Below are 15,371 nucleotides of genomic sequence, written 5' to 3'. Positions count from 1 at the left end.
CGCTGGGCTTCGCGGCCAGCAACGACCTGGACTCCAACTACGAGCGGATGAAGCAGAAGGTCAACGACGAGCTGAAGAACCACTTCCGCCCGGAGTTCCTGAACCGTATCGACGACACGATCGTCTTCCACCAGCTCGGTGAGGAAGACATCCTGCAGATCGTCGACATCATGCTCGCCCGGATCGAGTCGCAGCTGCGTAACAAGGACATGACGCTGACGCTGACCGACAACGCGAAGCGCTGGCTGGCGAAGAAGGGCTGGGACCCGGTCATGGGTGCCCGTCCGCTGCGCCGGACCATCCAGCGCGAGATCGAGGACGCGCTCTCCGAGCGGATCCTGTTCAACGAGCTCAAGCCCGGCCAGACCGTGGCCGTGGACTGCGAAGGCGACCCGACCGACATCGAGAACGCGAAGCTGGTGTTCCGCGGCGCCAACCGCGAGACCCCGGCCGAGGACGCGCCCGCCGTCGAGGCGGCACCGGTGGAGGCCGCCTAAGCGGTAGGAACGGCAGAAGGGCGGACCCGATCGGGTCCGCCCTTCTTCGTGTCCGCGCGGCTGTCGGCCGCGGCTGCCGCTATTCGTTGCAGGAGTCGTCGCAGGCGCCCTTGATGTAGTCCTCCAGCAGGGCCGGCTGGACGCCTGAGGCCTTCATCCGGGTCAGGGCGGCCAGGAAGTCGTCCCCGTACGCCGGCCGGAAGTGCATCAGCACGATGTGCCCGGGCAGGATCCGGTGATCGGCGATCTGGTAGCGCACGATCCCCTTGTCGACGGTCTCGCTCCAGTAGAGGACGACCTTCTGCCCGCAGCTGTGCGCGATCTTGAGCGTGTTGTCGTCGTAGTCGCCGAACGGCGGCCGGAACAGGGTCGGCCGGCGGCCGAAGATCTGGCCGAGCCGGTCGGCCGCGTCGCAGATCTCGTGGTGCTGGAAGGCCACCGACTTGCCCCGCAGGTCGGTATGCGTGAACGTGTGGTTCTCGATCACCGCGCCGGCAGCCTGGAGCGCCTTGAAGTAGTCGGGGTACTTCTGCACGTAGTTGATCGTCAGGAACAACGTCACGCGTACGCCGGACGCCTTGAGCAGCGGCAGCGCCATCGGGTGCCGCAGCGCGCCGTCGTCGATCGTGAGGAAGGCGACGTTCTGGTCGGTGGGCACCTTCTTCCACACCGGCGACTCGGGACCGTGGTCCACGTCGACGGGTTCGGGCTCGGGCAGCGGCCCGAAGACCGGCAGCCGGCTCGTGTACCAGTCGACGTCCTTCACGTTGCCCGGCTTGGGCGTACGCGTCGGCGAGGCGGGCGCCGACGGCGACGAGCCGGCCACGGGCTCCGCTGTGGAGCTCGGCCCGGGGGATACGCCGACCGACGGGGAGCCGGTCGCGGACCCTGACGCCACCGGGGATGTCTGGGTAGGACCGCAGCCTGAGAGCGCGAAGAGCAGCGCGAGGGCGAGCGCGGACCTTCTCCGATGAGGGTTCACGGCGCGAGCCTATTCCCAGCCGACCCTGATCCGCCATGCGCCGGGCCATGACGTTTTTACCACCTACGCGGTGTAGAAGTCCTGGCCGGAGCCTTTACCTCGCGTTCATGCATCCAGAATGGACGATGCCTCGACACGCCCGGGGAGGGCGTACCGGGTGCCGGCGCGGTGCACGAGACCGTCGGCGAGAAGGCTTTCCAGCGCCCGCTGCCGCTGCTCGGGCAGGTGCCAGACCGCCGCGATCCGGTCGGCTGCCACGGGTTCGGGGCTGTGCCGCAGTTCAGCCATGATCAATCCGCGGACCTGCCGGTCGGTGCCCGCGTACCCCTGGGGTTTGCGGCGGGGGCCGGCGGACTCGGGCCGCCCGGCGGCGATCCACTTGCACTCCGCCTGGAGTGGACAGACCGTGCAGTCCTGGTTACGCGCCGTGCAGACGAGCGCGCCCAGCTCCATGAAGGCCGCGCTGGCCCGGGCCGCCGTGGGTGCGTCGGCCGGGAGCAGTTCCGCCACCCGGTCAAGATCGGCCGCGGTCGTCGCCGGACCGGGTTCGGCGTCGCCCAGAACCGCGCGGGCGACGAGCCGGCGTACGTTGACGTCGACGACCGGATGCCGCTGCCCGTACGCGAACGCGGCCACCGCCCGGGCCGTGTAGTCGCCGATCCCGGGCAGCGCCAGCAACTGCTCGACCTGGTCCGGTACGCGTCCGCCGTGCCGCTCGACGAGCGCTTCCGCACAGGCGTGCAGCCGCATCGCGCGCCGCGGGTAGCCCAACCGTCCCCACGCCCGGATCGCGTCCGCCGGCGTGTCGTCGGCCAGACGCGCCGGTTCGGGCCATCGGGCGACCCATTCGCGCCAGACCGGCAGCACGCGTACCACCGGGGTCTGCTGCAGCATCACCTCGCTGACCAGCACCGGCCACGCGCCCGCCGACGGGTCGCGCCAGGGCAGGTCGCGGGCGTGGTCGGCGTACCAGTCGAGGGCGGCCTGCGCGATCGGCATGCGTACCAGCCTAGAGGTCGCGTGCGCCCGGAAGCCGCCCGGCGTCGGTAGAGTACGGCGATGACCGAGCTCGCCGTCACCGTGATCGGGCCCGACCGCCCGGGGATCGTCGCCGATGTCGCGGAGGCCCTCGCGGCCCTGGGGGCCAACCTCACCGACTCGACCATGACCCGCCTGCGCGGTCACTTCACCATGACCCTCATCTGCGCCGGCGAGCTACGGGTCGAGCAGGTCGAGGCGGCCCTGGCACCGCTCGGCCTTCCTTTCGCCGTACGCGACGTCGGCGCCGACGAGCCCGTCCGGCAGGCCGGCGAGACCTACCTGGTCAGCGTGCACGGCGCGGACCGGCTGGGAATCGTGGCGGCGGTGACCCGGGAGCTGGCCGGGGCCGGGGCCAACATCACCGACCTGTCGACCCGGCTGACCGGACCGCTGTACGTGCTGCTGGCCGAGGTCGAGCTGCCGGCGGCGGACGCCGCGACACTGGCCGAGCGGCTGGCCGTGGTCGCCGCCGAGCTGGACGTCGGCATCACGTTCCGCCCGACGCAGGCGGATCTGCTGTGAGCCTGCCCTTCGACCCGGCCGATCTGGGCGAGGGCACGGTCCTTCCGGTCGTGTACGCGCCCGCGCCGGTGCTCGGCGTACCCGGGGAGGCCGTCGATCCCACCGACCCGGCCGTCGTACGCCTCGCAGCCGACCTGTTCGCGACCATGCGCGTCTCGCCGGGCTGTGTCGGGCTGGCCGCCCCGCAGGTCGGCGCCGGGTTGCGGCTGTTCGTCGTCGACGTGACCGGTCACCCCAAGGCATCCACTGTGCACGGTGCGTACGCGCTGGCCAACGCCGAGATCCTGGAGGCGAGCCGATGGCGGCCGGGGCGCGAGGGGTGCATGTCGGTGCCGGACCTGACCGGCGACGTGAAGCGGGCCGGGCGTATCGTCGTGTCCGGCGAGCTTCCCGGTTCGGGCCGGAAGATCACGATCACCACGGACGCCTTCGAGGCGCGGGCGCTGCAACACGAGATCGATCATTGCGCCGGACGTCTCTTCCTGGACCGGGTCAGCGGAGCGCACGCCGTCTACCAGCGAAAGGTCTATCTGTGATCGCCTTTGCGGTGTGTCGTCGCTTTGCCGAAGTGCGGCCTGGCATTAGCGTGTGGGCATTATGAGACTCACGGTGGGTCCGCTGCCGGCGTCCGTCTACTGGCGCCGCCGAGCGGTGGTGCTGGGTTCGTTGCTCGTCGCGATCCTGGCCGTCTCATACACGTGCTCGGGGCAGCAGGGCGACGCCTCGAAATCCGGCGTGCCCGCGTCCCCGAAGGCGTCGGCCACGACCGCGCTCGCACCGGCGAACCTGACCTCGCCGTCCGCGTCGCCGTCCGCGTCCGCCAGTCCCGCGCAGGTCGCGGTCTCGGCGAGCGCCTCGGCGGCGGGCGATGAGGTCGTCGACCCGAAGGCGTGCACCGACGCCGAGCTCAAGGTGACGGCGAGTCCGGTGAAGACGACGCTGAACTCCGGGCAGGATCTGCTGATCTACCTGCTGATCAAGAACACGTCGAACCGGACCTGCACCCGCGACATCGGGCCGGACCTGCAGGAGCTGCGCATCGTCCAGGGCGCCGACAAGATCTGGTCGTCCGACGACTGCGACGCTCCCCGGGGCAACAACGTCCAGAGCTTCCGGCCGGGCCTCGAAGTCTCGTTCAACGTGGACTGGAACGGCCACCTGAGCACGTCCTGCAGCACGACCGCGAAGCGTACGCCGACCGGGCCGTTGCCGGAGGCGGGCAAGTATCAGGTCATCGCCCGGGTCGGGACGAAGCTCAGCCCGGCCGTGACGATCACCGTCAAGTAGCGCCCCGGCCGCGCGACGGCTCAGACGTAGCGTTCGAGGATCGACGCCTCCGCCAGCCGGGACAGTCCCTCGCGGACACCCCGGGCCCGGGCGTCGCCGACGCCGTCGACGGCCTGCAGATCCTCCACGGTCGCCCCGAGCAGCCGCTGAAGGCTGCCGAAGTGGTCGACGAGCCGTTCCACGATCGCCCCCGGCAACCGGGGCACCTTCGCCAGCAGCCGGAACCCGCGCGGGCTGACGGCCGCGTCGAGCGCCTCGGACGAGGCCGGGTAGCCCATCGCCTTGGCGACCGAGACCAGGTCGATGAGTTCGGTGGCGCTCAGCATGTCCAGCTCGACCAGCGCCTCGTCGGACGTACGCGCCTTGCGCCCGATGGGCAGATAGTCCCGGATCACCAGCGTCCGGTCGGCGTCGACCCCGGCCATCAGCTCGTCCAGCTGCAGCGACAGCAGGCGGCCGTCGGTACCCAGCTCGACCACGTAACCGGCGATCTCGTCGGAGATGCGGCGGACCATCTCGAGCCGCTGCACCACGGCGAGCGCGTCGCGTACGGTGACGAGGTCCTCGATCTCCAGGGCCGAGAGCGTGCCGCTGACCTCGTCGAGCCGCAGCTTGTAGCGCTCGAGGGTGGCCAGCGCCTGGTTGGCGCGCGACAGGATGGCGGCGGAGTCGTCGAGCACGTGCCGCTGGTTGTTCATGTAGAGGCCGATGATGTGCATCGACTGGCTGACCGAGATCACCGGGAAGCCGGTCTGCTTGGCCACCCGCTCGGCCGTGCGGTGCCGGGTGCCGGATTCCTCGGACGGGATCGACGGGTCGGGCATGAGGTGCACCGCGGCGCGCAGGATGCGGGCGCCGTCGGTCGACATGACCACGGCGCCGTCCATCTTGCACAGCTCGCGCAGGCGGGTCGCGGAGAACTCGACGTCGAGCGGGAAGCCGCCGGTGCACAGCGCTTCGACCGTCTTGTCGTGGCCCAGCACGATCAGGGCACCGGTGCGGCCCCGCAGAATGCGTTCCAGGCTGTCGCGTAGCGGAGTCCCCGGAGCCATCCGGGCGAGGGCCGATCGCAGCGGGTCGCCACCCACGGCGTTCCAGCTCGGTTCGCGTTCGCTCGGCACGGCCACAGTCTACGGTGTGTCACTCGACGGCCAGGAGCGCAGACAGCTGCAATGCCTCCGGCAGGTCCGCGACTTCCCTCACACGTAGTCCTTCCGGGCCCGGTGCGGCCTTGGTGGGGCCGCAGCCGACCGGCACCATCGCCACCTTGAAGCCGAGGCGGGCGGCCTCGGCCAGGCGCTGGGGCACCGCGCCCACCCGGCGGATCTCGCCGGTCAGCCCGACCTCGCCGATGGCGATCAGGGCCGGCACGGTGGGCAGGTTGACCTTGGCCGACGCGATCGCCAGGGCCAGGGCGAGATCCACGGCAGGCTCTGTGATCTTGATGCCGCCGACGGTCGCCGCGAAGACCTCGCGCTCGTGCAGCCCCTGACCGGGGCCGCGTCGCTGGAGCACGGCCAGCAGCATCGCGAGCCGGGCGGAGTCGAGCCCCGAGACCGTACGCCGCGGCGAACCGGCCACCGTCGCCCCGATGAGCGCCTGGACCTCGGTGACCAGCGCCCGCCGGCCCTCCATGGTGACCGTGCAGCAGGTGCCCGGGACGGGCTCGGCGTGCCTGGTCATGAACAGCCCGGACGGGTCGGGCAGCGAACTGATCCCGGACTCGTGCATCTCGAAGCAGCCGACCTCGTCGACGCTGCCGAACCGGTTCTTCAGCCCGCGGACCAGCCGCAGCGAGGAGTGCTTGTCCCCCTCGAACTGCAGGACGACGTCGACCAGGTGCTCCAGTACGCGTGGCCCCGCGACGTTGCCGTCCTTGGTGACGTGGCCCACCAGGACCGCCGCGATCCCGCGTTCCTTGGCGACCGCGATCAGGGCCGCCGTGACCGCCCGCACCTGCGTGACCCCACCCGGTACGCCTTCCGACGATCCCGAGGAGATGGTCTGGATGCTGTCCACCACGAGCAGGCCGGGCTGGACCGCGTCGACGTGGCCGAGCAGAGCGCTCAGGTCCGTCTCGGCGGCGAGGTAGATGTTCTGGTGGAGGGTCTGCATCCGCTCCGCGCGCAGCCGGACCTGGCTGATCGACTCCTCACCGCTGACGATGAGCGCCTTGCTGCCCGCGTGCGACGCCCACTGCTGGGCCACGTCGAGCAGGAGGGTGGACTTGCCGACACCGGGCTCGCCGGCGAGCAGGACGACGCCGCCCGGCACCAGTCCCCCGCCGAGCACCCGGTCCAGCTCGCTGACCATCGTCGGGACCGCCTTGGCGGGGGCCGCGCTGATCTCGGCGATCGGACGGGCCGGCGCGCCGGGCTGCCGGGGCGCGACCGACCGCAGGCTGCCGAAGCTGGGCGCGGCGGCCGACTCGACCACGGAACCCCATTCACCGCACTCGGGGCAGCGTCCGACCCATTTGGGCGGCTGGAAACCGCACGCGTCGCACAGGTACGCCGGCCGGGCGGCCTTCTGGGTCGACTTCAGGGGTGCCTTCGTCACGTTCGCAACCTAGCGCGTACCTGTGACAGAAGGGCGGACCCCCACCGGGGATCCGCCCTTCTGCTAGTCGATGTCCGGGATCGCCGGATCATTCCTCGGGGTTGGCCACCGCGATCGGGCTGCGCGGCAGGGGCGACGCCGGCGGCGCCATCGGCGCGTCGACCGGGGTGCTCTGCGTGGACAGGCCGCCCTCGAACTGGAACTGGAAGCTCAGGCTTTCCGCGGCCTGGCCCGGTGTGAGGGGCTGGGTCAGCCCGGACAGGACCAGGTGGCTCTTGCCGGCCGGGTCGAGGACCGCGTAGTCCCCGGCGGGGATCGTGATGGTCGCCGGGCCCGCGGGCGCCGCCGCGCTGGGCGACTCGCTCGCCTCGGCCGAAGCGCTCGTCGAGGCTGCCGCACTCGTCGAGGCCGCCGCGCTCTTCGAAGCGGCCGCGCTGGTGCTCGCCTTCGCGGCCGCCGAGCCGCTGACGGACGGGCTCGCCGCCGGCGACGGCTGGGACTGGGCCACGGTGACCCCGCTGCCGGCCAGCTTCACGGCCGACGCGACGCCGGTCGCGGTGATCGTGACCTTCACGGTCGCCGGGGTGTCGTTGAAGATGCGGACCTCGAGCGGCGCGTCGGCGCCGGCCTTGTAGCCCTGGGGGCCGGGGTAGGCCACCAGCAGGTTGCGGATCGAGACGCTGCCCTGGCTCTTGACGCCGTCGGAGACGGACCAGGTCTGGCTGACGCCCGGCACCGCCGCCTGGATGTACGCCGTCTGGTTCGCCTGCCCGGCGCTGCACGCGCTCAGGGCGGCGACCGCCGCCGCGGCCGCTCCCGCGGCCAGCGCGATCCGCAGGGCCGGCTTGCGTCCGGCGCGGGCGGTCCTCTCGGTGGACGTCACGTCGGTCCTCCTGGTAATTCAAGATCGTCGCGTGCTGTGTGGTCGTGGCACGACCGTGATCGGCCCACGCCGCGACTCAGACTAGTTGGCGGTGATCCGCGCTCGGAGCCGACCCGACCCGTTCCGGCGACGAGGGTTAGAGCAGCGCGAATACGGCGAGGCCGGTGAGGGCGGCGGCCAGTGCGCGCGATCGGCTGGGCCCCAGGATCTGCGGCAGGCCGCGTACGCCGGTCGCCTCGTCGGCCGCCAGATCGGGGACGGCGTTGAGCAGATGGGCCGCACCGCCGAAGAACGCGGCCGCGAACACCAGCGGCAACGGCGGATCGGCCGGTACCGCGGCGATGATGAAGGCCGGAATGGCGGCGAACGAGATGACGTACGGCACGATCGAGAACACCGTCGACTTCAGCGGCCAGTTGTAGAGCTGGGCGCTGACCAGGCCCACCACCGCGAGCAGTCCCGGTCGCAGGCCGCTGGACAGGGCGATCACGCACATGAGGACGGACGCCCCGACCGCCGCGATCGCCACCGCCGTACGCCCCTGCGGCCACTCGACGGCGAGCGGCTTGTCCTGACGGCGTACGGCCCGGTCGCGGGGGGCGTCGATGGCGTCGTTGGCCCATGCCACGGCCAGTTGGCTGGTTCCGATGACCGCGGCGACCAGCAGCACTCCCCCGGTGCCGTGGCCGACCATCCCGGCTATCAGTCCACTGAGGATGGTGACCGCGGCCGCGGGCGCGGGGTGCCCGCAGCGCAGCAGCGCGCCGACTCGGTTCACGCGACGGCTCCCGTCAGGTCGGCGCCCCGACGGGCGAGGCGACGATGCTCGTTTCGATGCCGGACGACGCGGGTGCGGGCGATGCCGGCTCGCTCGTCGACGGTACCGGTGCGGGCGTCGGCGACTGGCGCGGGTGCATGACACCGGACCACGTGACGGCGATGAGCCCGATGAGGGTGATCAATACGGCGACGGCGAGGACGATCAACGGCAGCACGGCGGACGGTTCGTCCGGATCGTCGAGGTGCTCGGGCAGGTGCAGGCGGCGCCGCCAGACGCGCAACCGCCGCGCGCGGCGCGCCCTGCGGGCGGCCCGGCGCAGTTCCCTACGGACGATCGCGGCCTCTTCGTCGAGCTCTGCGGGGTCGTCCGGGATGACGACCTCGCCCCACTCGGGTGGCAGGTCGGGAAGCCCGTTCCCCAGCGTGCCCATCGCCCCGGACTCCTCCTACGGTGACCTTCAGTCTGCCGCCGCCGGGCGCCGAGCGCCAGATGCAGACGTCACCGAACAATCAGACTTTCAGTCAACGACGAGGTACGCTCAGTGAGCAACGGGTACGGATAAGCCCTCGGAATACCCGGCTAAAACGGTCGTCATGCACGTCGCGGGCCATCCCGCAACCTGCAGTGCCACGCATTACAGCCGCTGTGAGCTGCGCTAACGGTGAGACGCGGGGTAGGACATCGGTGCGGTCGCGTGTTACCCTAGACACAGCGAAAGGGGTTTCGTACCTATGGTTTTCAGTGTCGGCGAGACCGTTGTCTACCCCCACCACGGGGCCGCACTCATCGAGGCTATCGAGACTCGCATCATCAAGGGCGAGGAGAAGCAGTACCTCGTTCTTCGTGTCGCTCAGGGCGATCTGACGGTGCGCGTCCCTGCCGAGAACGCCGAGATCGTCGGCGTGCGCGAAGTCGTTGGCGAGGAAGGCCTGACCAAGGTCTTCGACGTCCTCCGCGCTCCGCACACCGAGGAGCCGACCAACTGGTCGCGGCGTTACAAGGCGAACCTGGAGAAGCTGGCTTCCGGCAATCCCCTCAAGGTCGCCGAGGTCGTGCGGGACCTCTGGCGGCGCGAGCGCGAGCGTGGCCTCTCGGCGGGCGAGAAGCGCATGCTGGCGAAGGCTCGTGACATCCTCGTCGGTGAGGTGGCCCTCGCCGAGCGGAGCACCAAGGACGAGGCTGAGGTTCTCCTCGACAAGGTGCTGCACGAGGCGTAACCGCACTTGAATCGCAAAATCGTCAACCGCGACATCGCTACGTTCCGTGGTGATGTCGCGGTTCTCGTTCCCGCCGCGGGCTCAGGCCTCCGGCTCGGTGGCGGCGTACCCAAGGCGCTGCGTGAACTCGACGGCCGGTCGCTGCTCAGCCACGCGATCAGCCGGCTGACCGCCGCGCCCAGCGTGGGCCTGATCGTCGTCGCCGCGCCGCCCCATCTCGTGGCCGAGACGGCCCAGATGATCACCGCCGAGACCGCGGCGGATGCCGGGACCGCCGCCGGTGCCGAGGTGGAGATCGTCGTCGTCGCGGGCGGCGCGACCCGGCAGGAGTCCGTCGCGCTCGCGCTCGCCGCCGTCCCCGAGGGCCTCGACATCATCCTGGTCCACGACGCCGCACGTGCCCTGACCCCGTCCGGCCTGGTCGAGTCCGTCGCCGCGGCGGTACGCGAAGGCCACGGCGCGGTGATCCCGGCGCTGGCCGTGGTCGACACCGTCAAGCGCGTCTCGGCGGCCGACGCGGTGCTCGGCACGGTCGACCGGAGCGAATTGCGGGCGGTGCAGACCCCGCAGGGATTCCGGCGCTCGATCCTGGTCAAAGCCCACGCCGACGCGGTCGACCAGCACACCGACGACGCCGGGATGGTGGAGCGGCTGGGACTGGCGGTGCACTGCGTACCCGGCTCCGAATACGCTTTGAAGATCACCCGCCCGATCGACCTGATCCTGGCGGAGGCGTTGCTGCGGGCGGAGACGGCATGAGAGTCGGCATCGGTACGGACGTGCACGCTTTCGGCGAGGATGCCGAATGCTGGGTGGCCGGCCTGCACTGGCCCGGCGAGCGCGGCCTGTCCGGGCACTCCGACGGCGACGTCGCCGCCCATGCCGCCTGCGACGCGCTGTTCAGCGCGGCCGGTCTCGGCGATCTCGGGGCCAACTTCGGCACCGACCGCCCCGAGTACGCGGGCGCGTCCGGCGTACGGCTGCTGACGGAGGCCGCCCGGCTGGTCAGAGCGGCCGGCTTCACCATCGGCAACGTGTCCATCCAGGTCATCGGGATCGCCCCGAAGATCGGCAAGCGGCGGGACGAGGCGCAACGCGTCCTGTCCGAGGCGGTCGGCGCGCCCGTGACCGTCGCCGGGACGACGACCGACGGCCTCGGGCTGACCGGACGGGCCGAGGGGCTCGCGGCGATCGCAGTGGCGCTCGTCAGTGACTGAGCGACTACTGTTCCACCCGTGACGATCAAGCTCAGTGAGGGTGCTCGAACCCTCTTCTCCGCACCCGTCTTCGCGGTCCTCAGCACGTCCGACCCGGCCGGCGCGGTGCAGTCCAGCGTCATCTGGGTGCGTACCGACGGCGACGACGTGGTCTTCTCGACGATCCGCGGCCGCCTGAAGACCCGCAACATGCAACGCAATCCGCGCGTCAGCCTGATCGCGTACGACCCCCGGGATCCGTACGTCTACGTCGAGGTACGCGGCACGGTCACGCTCACCGAGGAGGGCGGCGACGCGCTCATCGACGAGCTGTCGCGCGCGTACGACGGTGTGGGCTGGGAACCCAAACCCGACCAGGTACGCGTCGTCGCCCGGATCACCCCCACGAAGATCATCGAGCGCGGTACGCCGAAGTAGCCGCTACGCGGTCCCGTCCAGCCGCCGGCGGTTGTCGGCCGGCCGCGCCCAGGTCCACGCGTACGCGGTGTCCTCGCACTCCAGTCCTGGACCGCACAGGTCGAGCGGGCGGAAGGTGTCCACCATGACGGCGAGTTCGTCGAAGTAGTCGACGCCGATCGCCCGCTCCGCCGCACCCGGCTGGGGTCCGTGCGTGAAGCCGGACGGGTGCAGGGAGATCGAGCCCTGCCCGATGCCGGAACCGCGCCGGGCCTCGTAGTTGCCGCCGGTGTAGAAGAGCATCTCGTCCGAGTCGACGTTGTGGTGGTTGTACGGCACCGGGATCGACAGCGGGTGGTAGTCCACTTTCCGCGGGACGAACGAGCAGATCACGAAGTTCGGGCCCTGGAAGGTCTGGTGCACCGGCGGCGGCTGGTGCACCCGCCCGGTGATCGGCTCGAAGTCGTGGATCGAGAACGCCCAGGGGTAGAGGTGGCCGTCCCAGCCGACGACGTCGAAGGGGTGGTGGGCGTAGGTGAACTTGGTCCAGCCGCGCCGGTGCTGCACGAGGACGTCCACGTCCTCCCCGTCGACCAGGAACGGCTCCTCCGGCCCGCGGATGTCGCGTTCGCAGTAGGGCGAGTGCTCCAGGAACTGGCCGCGGACGGACAGGTAGCGCTTGGGCGGTCCGATGTGGCCGGTCGCCTCGATCGCGAGCAGGCGTACCTGCCCGACGGGTACGACACGGTGGATCACCGAGGTCGGGATGATCACGTAGTCGCCCTCGCCGACCGTCAGCACGCCGAACGCGCTCTCGATCCGGGCCTGCCCGGCCTCGATGTACAGGCACTCGTCGCCGACCGCGTTCCGGTAGAGCGGAGAGGGCGTATCGGCGAGTACGTAAGAGATGCGGACGTCGTCGTTGGCGAGCAGGTGTTGTCTTCCCAAAACCGCGTCCGCGCCCGTAGTGTCCAGTTTGTGGGTTTGCATATGGCGCGGCTTCAGCGGCCGGTTCGCCTGGCGCGCCGCATCAGACGCACGGCCGGCCGGCGGATCGAAAGCCTCGGCCGCCGTGATCGCTGTCGGGAGGTAACGGTGGTAGAGCAGCGACGAGTCCGACGAGAAGCCCTCCTGGCCCATGAGCTCCTCGGCGTAGAGGCTGCCGTCGGGTTGGCGGAACTGGGTGTGCCGTTTGGGCGGGACCTCCCCGATCCTCCGGTAGTACGCCATCGTTACCTCCCGAGAGCCGCTGTGCATTCACGGCCGTCCGATTATCGGACGCACTTGTCCGCTCCGCAAAGCATCCGCTAGATTGCCTGATCATGTCAACGGCGGCCGTTGCGCCCATTCCCCCGCTCTTCACGCGGTTGCTCGACGACGCCGCCGTGTTCCCTCCGGGGAACGCGACGCTGGCGCAGGCCTTCGCCGGCCATCGCGAGCACCGCGCGGCCTGGTACGCCGATCTCGTCGGCGTGCTCCTGCTCCCGGCCTCCGCGCTCAAGGAGGCCGCGGCGTACCTCACACCGGACGAGGAGATCTCGATCGGTGTGGTCGGCGACCTGCCGCTCGGGCGGTTGACCGATGCCCTCCGCGCGATCGATCCACGCCTGCGGGTCGCTCAGATCGAGGCCGCCGTCGCCAAGCGCGGCGAGGATCCGAGACCTGGTCTCGGCGTACTCCTGGATGTTCTGACCGACAACGACCTGCTCGGATACGCGGAGATCCCGCTCACGTGGGGCCTGCTCGACGCGCTGGACCGCGTCGCGGAGGCGCGGGCCGACGGCGTACGCGTCGCGGCGAAATTCCGGACCGGCGGCCTCGCGGCGGAGTTGTTCCCGACCCCGATGGAGCTGGCCGCGGTGATCTGCGCGTGCCGCGACCGGGCGCTGCCCTTCAAGCTGACCGCGGGCCTGCACCACGGCGTGCGGCACACGGATCCGGAGACCGGTTTCGTGCATCACGGTTTTCTGAACGTGCTGGCCGGCGCATGTGCGGCGGCCGAGGGCGGCGAAGTGGCGGACGTCGCCGCGGTGATCGGCACCACGCAGCCGCTGACGCTCATGGAAGCCGCGCGCACGCGCCGCGACCGGCCCCGCCCGCTGTGGGTGGGGTACGGCACATGTTCCATCGCCGAGCCGCTCGACGACCTCGCGCAGCTCGGCCTCCTGGGGAGAACCGAGTGATCGACCACCTGCCGCTCGGCGTGTTCCGGCACGCGGGCACCACCCGCTGCGCCGCGCGCTGGGGCGACGACCTCATCGACCTGCACGAGGCCGGGTTGCTCACCGCGCCGACCTTGCGCGAGTTCCTGGCCGCCGGATCCCAGACCTGGTCACGTGTACGCGAGGAGCTGCTGAACCTGGTCGGTCAGGACTCGCTCAGCCGTTTCCTCGTCCCGCTGGCCGAGGTCGAGCTGGTGCTCCCCTTCGAGGTCGCCGACTACGTGGACTTCTACTCGTCGGAGCACCACGCGGCGAACGTGGGGAAGATCTTCCGCCCCGGCCAGCCGCCGATCCTGCCGAACTGGCGGCACCTGCCCATCGGCTATCACGGCCGGGCCGGCACGGTCGTCACCTCCGGTACGCCCGTCGTCCGGCCGTCCGGTCTGCTCGGCGCGGATGCCGTCGGCCCGTGCCGGCGACTGGACATCGAGGCCGAGGTCGGGTTCGTGGTCGGCGTACCGTCGCGGATGGGCGTACCGGTGCCGGTCTCGGACTTCGCCGAGCACGTCTTCGGCGTGGTCCTCCTCAACGACTGGTCGGCCCGGGACATTCAGGCGTTTGAGTATCAGCCGCTCGGTCCGTTCCTCGGCAAGTCGTTCGCGACATCGATCTCCCCGTGGATCACACCGCTCTCCGCCCTGTCCGCAGCGTGGGTACCCGCGCCGGTCCAGGACCCGCCGGTCGCCGGGCACCTCGCCGACGATCCGCACCTCGGTCTCGATCTCCGGATAACGGTCACATGGAACGGCGTCGAGGTCAGCCGGCCGCCCTTCGCCCAGATGTACTGGACGCCCGCCCAGCAGCTCGCGCACATGACGAGCAACGGGGCGAGTCTGCGTACCGGGGATCTCTTCGCGTCCGGGACGGTCTCCGGGCCCGATCGCGACCAGGTCGGATCTTTCCTGGAACTGACGTGGGGCGGCGCCGAGCCGATTACGCTGAACGGCACCGGGAGGACCTTCCTGGAGGACGGCGACACCGTCGTCCTGAGCGCTCGCGCACCGGGCCCGGACGGCACGATCGTCGAGCTGGGGACCGTCTCAGGAACCATCGTCGGACGCTGATTTGCTTCTGGCGCAGGCCTTTGCGTAATGTTCTCCCTGCCGGTGCGGAACGGACAAACGAACCGAAAGAACTCGGTTCGGATGGCCGGAGCAGCGGAGCCCAGAACGGGTGGTGCGGAGTTGACTTCGCGAAACCGACCGGGTAGGGTGGCTAAGCCAGCAACGAGCCGGGCAGTTGTGCGCCGCAGGGCAGCACGGAGCCGACCGGTTAGCTGGAACCCCGAGAAATGACAAACGCCAGAGATGGTGTGTGTTCTCTTGGGTCGGGCGAAGCGGGTTTGACACCGCGAACACGACCGAGTAAGCTAGGCAAGTTGCCCCGAGCTAGATCCCACGATGTGGGAAGCGGCCGGTGTGTGCTTGTTCTTTGAGAACTCAACAGGGTGCTTGTAATGCCAGTGCCAAGTTATTGCATCCCTCGTGGATGATTCCTTTGGTGATACCTCTTTGGAGGTTTGCCGGGATTTTTGAATTCTTTTTTGGAGAGTTTGATCCTGGCTCAGGACGAACGCTGGCGGCGTGCTTAACACATGCAAGTCGAGCGGAAAGGCCCTTCGGGGTACTCGAGCGGCGAACGGGTGAGTAACACGTGAGTAACCTGCCCCTGGCTCTGGGATAACTGTCGGAAACGATGGCTAATACCGGATATTCACTTGGGATCGCATGATTCTGTGTGGAAAGTTTTTCGGCTGGGGATGGGCTC

At 70.1% G+C, this 15,371-nt stretch carries 17 protein-coding genes, 1 rRNA gene and 1 pseudogene; 11 read left to right on the top strand and 8 right to left on the bottom strand.

What is annotated here, in order from left to right; genetic code table 11:
* Positions 1 to 497 (top strand): annotated as a pseudogene (locus G401_RS51370) (AAA family ATPase); the annotation flags it as partial.
* A 79-nt stretch (positions 498 to 576) separates the two neighbouring features.
* Here the strand turns inward: G401_RS51370 and G401_RS0138710 are convergent.
* The gene (locus G401_RS0138710) at positions 577 to 1,479 is read right to left on the bottom strand and encodes a polysaccharide deacetylase family protein (RefSeq protein WP_027346710.1); all 903 of its coding nucleotides are present in this window, start codon (positions 1,477 to 1,479) and stop codon (positions 577 to 579) included.
* A gap of 105 nt (positions 1,480 to 1,584) precedes the next feature.
* On the bottom strand, positions 1,585 to 2,478 hold the full coding sequence (locus G401_RS0138705; protein ID WP_027346709.1) for an HhH-GPD family protein: 894 nt from the start codon (positions 2,476 to 2,478) through the stop codon (positions 1,585 to 1,587).
* Between the two features lie 60 nt (positions 2,479 to 2,538).
* On the opposite strand from G401_RS0138705, the gene G401_RS0138700 reads away from it, so the two are divergent.
* The 3 genes from G401_RS0138700 (at position 2,539) to G401_RS0138690 (ending at position 4,329) form a co-directional block, all read left to right on the top strand.
* The gene (locus G401_RS0138700; RefSeq protein ID WP_027346708.1) at positions 2,539 to 3,042 is read left to right on the top strand and encodes a glycine cleavage system protein R; all 504 of its coding nucleotides are present in this window, start codon (positions 2,539 to 2,541) and stop codon (positions 3,040 to 3,042) included.
* On the top strand, positions 3,039 to 3,578 hold the full coding sequence (locus tag G401_RS0138695; protein WP_051367900.1) for a peptide deformylase: 540 nt from the start codon (positions 3,039 to 3,041) through the stop codon (positions 3,576 to 3,578). Before G401_RS0138700 ends, G401_RS0138695 begins: the two co-directional genes overlap by 4 nt.
* A gap of 61 nt (positions 3,579 to 3,639) precedes the next feature.
* Complete coding sequence (locus G401_RS0138690) at positions 3,640 to 4,329, top strand: hypothetical protein (protein ID WP_027346706.1); 690 nt, start codon at positions 3,640 to 3,642, stop codon at positions 4,327 to 4,329.
* Positions 4,330 to 4,349: 20 nt separating this feature from the next.
* Here G401_RS0138690 and disA read toward each other — a convergent pair whose 3' ends face one another.
* From disA to G401_RS51350, 5 genes are all read right to left on the bottom strand, one after another.
* Positions 4,350 to 5,456 carry a DNA integrity scanning diadenylate cyclase DisA gene (gene disA, locus G401_RS51365; protein ID WP_051367898.1) on the bottom strand — a complete coding sequence of 369 codons (1,107 nt, stop codon included), beginning with the start codon at positions 5,454 to 5,456 and terminating at the stop codon, positions 4,350 to 4,352.
* A 13-nt stretch (positions 5,457 to 5,469) separates the two neighbouring features.
* Positions 5,470 to 6,888, bottom strand: coding sequence for a DNA repair protein RadA (gene radA / locus G401_RS0138680; RefSeq protein WP_027346705.1), 1,419 nt, complete (start codon positions 6,886 to 6,888; stop codon positions 5,470 to 5,472).
* Positions 6,889 to 6,976: 88 nt separating this feature from the next.
* Positions 6,977 to 7,771 (bottom strand): copper chaperone PCu(A)C, encoded by a 795-nt coding sequence (locus G401_RS53875; RefSeq protein ID WP_051367897.1) that lies wholly within the window; start codon positions 7,769 to 7,771, stop codon positions 6,977 to 6,979.
* Positions 7,772 to 7,907: 136 nt separating this feature from the next.
* Positions 7,908 to 8,549 carry a UbiA family prenyltransferase gene (locus G401_RS51355; protein ID WP_157546779.1) on the bottom strand — a complete coding sequence of 214 codons (642 nt, stop codon included), beginning with the start codon at positions 8,547 to 8,549 and terminating at the stop codon, positions 7,908 to 7,910.
* 13 nt (positions 8,550 to 8,562) lie between these two features.
* Positions 8,563 to 8,982 (bottom strand): hypothetical protein, encoded by a 420-nt coding sequence (locus tag G401_RS51350; RefSeq protein ID WP_051367895.1) that lies wholly within the window; start codon positions 8,980 to 8,982, stop codon positions 8,563 to 8,565.
* Positions 8,983 to 9,283: 301 nt separating this feature from the next.
* On the opposite strand from G401_RS51350, the gene G401_RS0138660 reads away from it, so the two are divergent.
* From G401_RS0138660 to G401_RS0138645, 4 genes are read left to right on the top strand one after another with little or no spacing between them, the layout of a single operon-like run.
* Positions 9,284 to 9,769, top strand: coding sequence for a CarD family transcriptional regulator (locus tag G401_RS0138660; RefSeq protein WP_027346704.1), 486 nt, complete (start codon positions 9,284 to 9,286; stop codon positions 9,767 to 9,769).
* Positions 9,770 to 9,775: 6 nt separating this feature from the next.
* Positions 9,776 to 10,528 (top strand): 2-C-methyl-D-erythritol 4-phosphate cytidylyltransferase, encoded by a 753-nt coding sequence (gene ispD, locus G401_RS0138655; protein WP_245602066.1) that lies wholly within the window; start codon positions 9,776 to 9,778, stop codon positions 10,526 to 10,528.
* Positions 10,525 to 10,986, top strand: coding sequence for a 2-C-methyl-D-erythritol 2,4-cyclodiphosphate synthase (ispF, locus tag G401_RS0138650; RefSeq protein WP_027346702.1), 462 nt, complete (start codon positions 10,525 to 10,527; stop codon positions 10,984 to 10,986). Before ispD ends, ispF begins: the two co-directional genes overlap by 4 nt.
* Before the next feature lie 18 nt (positions 10,987 to 11,004).
* Positions 11,005 to 11,403, top strand: coding sequence for a PPOX class F420-dependent oxidoreductase (locus tag G401_RS0138645; protein WP_027346701.1), 399 nt, complete (start codon positions 11,005 to 11,007; stop codon positions 11,401 to 11,403).
* A gap of 3 nt (positions 11,404 to 11,406) precedes the next feature.
* Here the strand turns inward: G401_RS0138645 and G401_RS0138640 are convergent, their stop codons facing one another.
* Positions 11,407 to 12,612, bottom strand: coding sequence for a homogentisate 1,2-dioxygenase (locus G401_RS0138640; RefSeq protein ID WP_027346700.1), 1,206 nt, complete (start codon positions 12,610 to 12,612; stop codon positions 11,407 to 11,409).
* Positions 12,613 to 12,704: 92 nt separating this feature from the next.
* Here G401_RS0138640 and G401_RS0138635 point away from each other — a divergent pair, with 92 nt between their 5' ends.
* The 3 genes from G401_RS0138635 to G401_RS0138625 form a co-directional block, all read left to right on the top strand.
* Positions 12,705 to 13,565, top strand: coding sequence for a hypothetical protein (locus tag G401_RS0138635; RefSeq protein ID WP_027346699.1), 861 nt, complete (start codon positions 12,705 to 12,707; stop codon positions 13,563 to 13,565).
* Positions 13,562 to 14,668, top strand: a complete 1,107-nt coding sequence (locus G401_RS51345; protein WP_034594458.1) for a fumarylacetoacetate hydrolase family protein — start codon at positions 13,562 to 13,564, stop codon at positions 14,666 to 14,668. Before G401_RS0138635 ends, G401_RS51345 begins: the two co-directional genes overlap by 4 nt.
* Before the next feature lie 476 nt (positions 14,669 to 15,144).
* Positions 15,145 to 15,371: ribosomal RNA gene (locus tag G401_RS0138625) — 16S ribosomal RNA — on the top strand; the annotation flags it as partial.

Source organism: Hamadaea tsunoensis DSM 44101 (genome assembly GCF_000428945.1).
In the GTDB taxonomy this organism is placed as follows: domain Bacteria; phylum Actinomycetota; class Actinomycetes; order Mycobacteriales; family Micromonosporaceae; genus Hamadaea; species Hamadaea tsunoensis.
This window is presented reverse-complemented; position numbering and strand designations above follow the sequence as displayed.

Coding starts and splice junctions, on each gene's coding strand:
- G401_RS0138705 (WP_027346709.1), bottom strand. CDS start 2,478: ATGCCGATCGCGCAGGCCGCCCTCGACTGGTACGCCGACCACGCCCGC.
- ispF (WP_027346702.1), top strand. CDS start 10,525: ATGAGAGTCGGCATCGGTACGGACGTGCACGCTTTCGGCGAGGATGCC.
- G401_RS0138635 (WP_027346699.1), top strand. CDS start 12,705: ATGTCAACGGCGGCCGTTGCGCCCATTCCCCCGCTCTTCACGCGGTTG.
- G401_RS51350 (WP_051367895.1), bottom strand. CDS start 8,982: ATGGGCACGCTGGGGAACGGGCTTCCCGACCTGCCACCCGAGTGGGGC.
- G401_RS0138700 (WP_027346708.1), top strand. CDS start 2,539: ATGACCGAGCTCGCCGTCACCGTGATCGGGCCCGACCGCCCGGGGATC.
- G401_RS0138640 (WP_027346700.1), bottom strand. CDS start 12,612: ATGGCGTACTACCGGAGGATCGGGGAGGTCCCGCCCAAACGGCACACC.
- G401_RS0138660 (WP_027346704.1), top strand. CDS start 9,284: ATGGTTTTCAGTGTCGGCGAGACCGTTGTCTACCCCCACCACGGGGCC.
- G401_RS0138690 (WP_027346706.1), top strand. CDS start 3,640: ATGAGACTCACGGTGGGTCCGCTGCCGGCGTCCGTCTACTGGCGCCGC.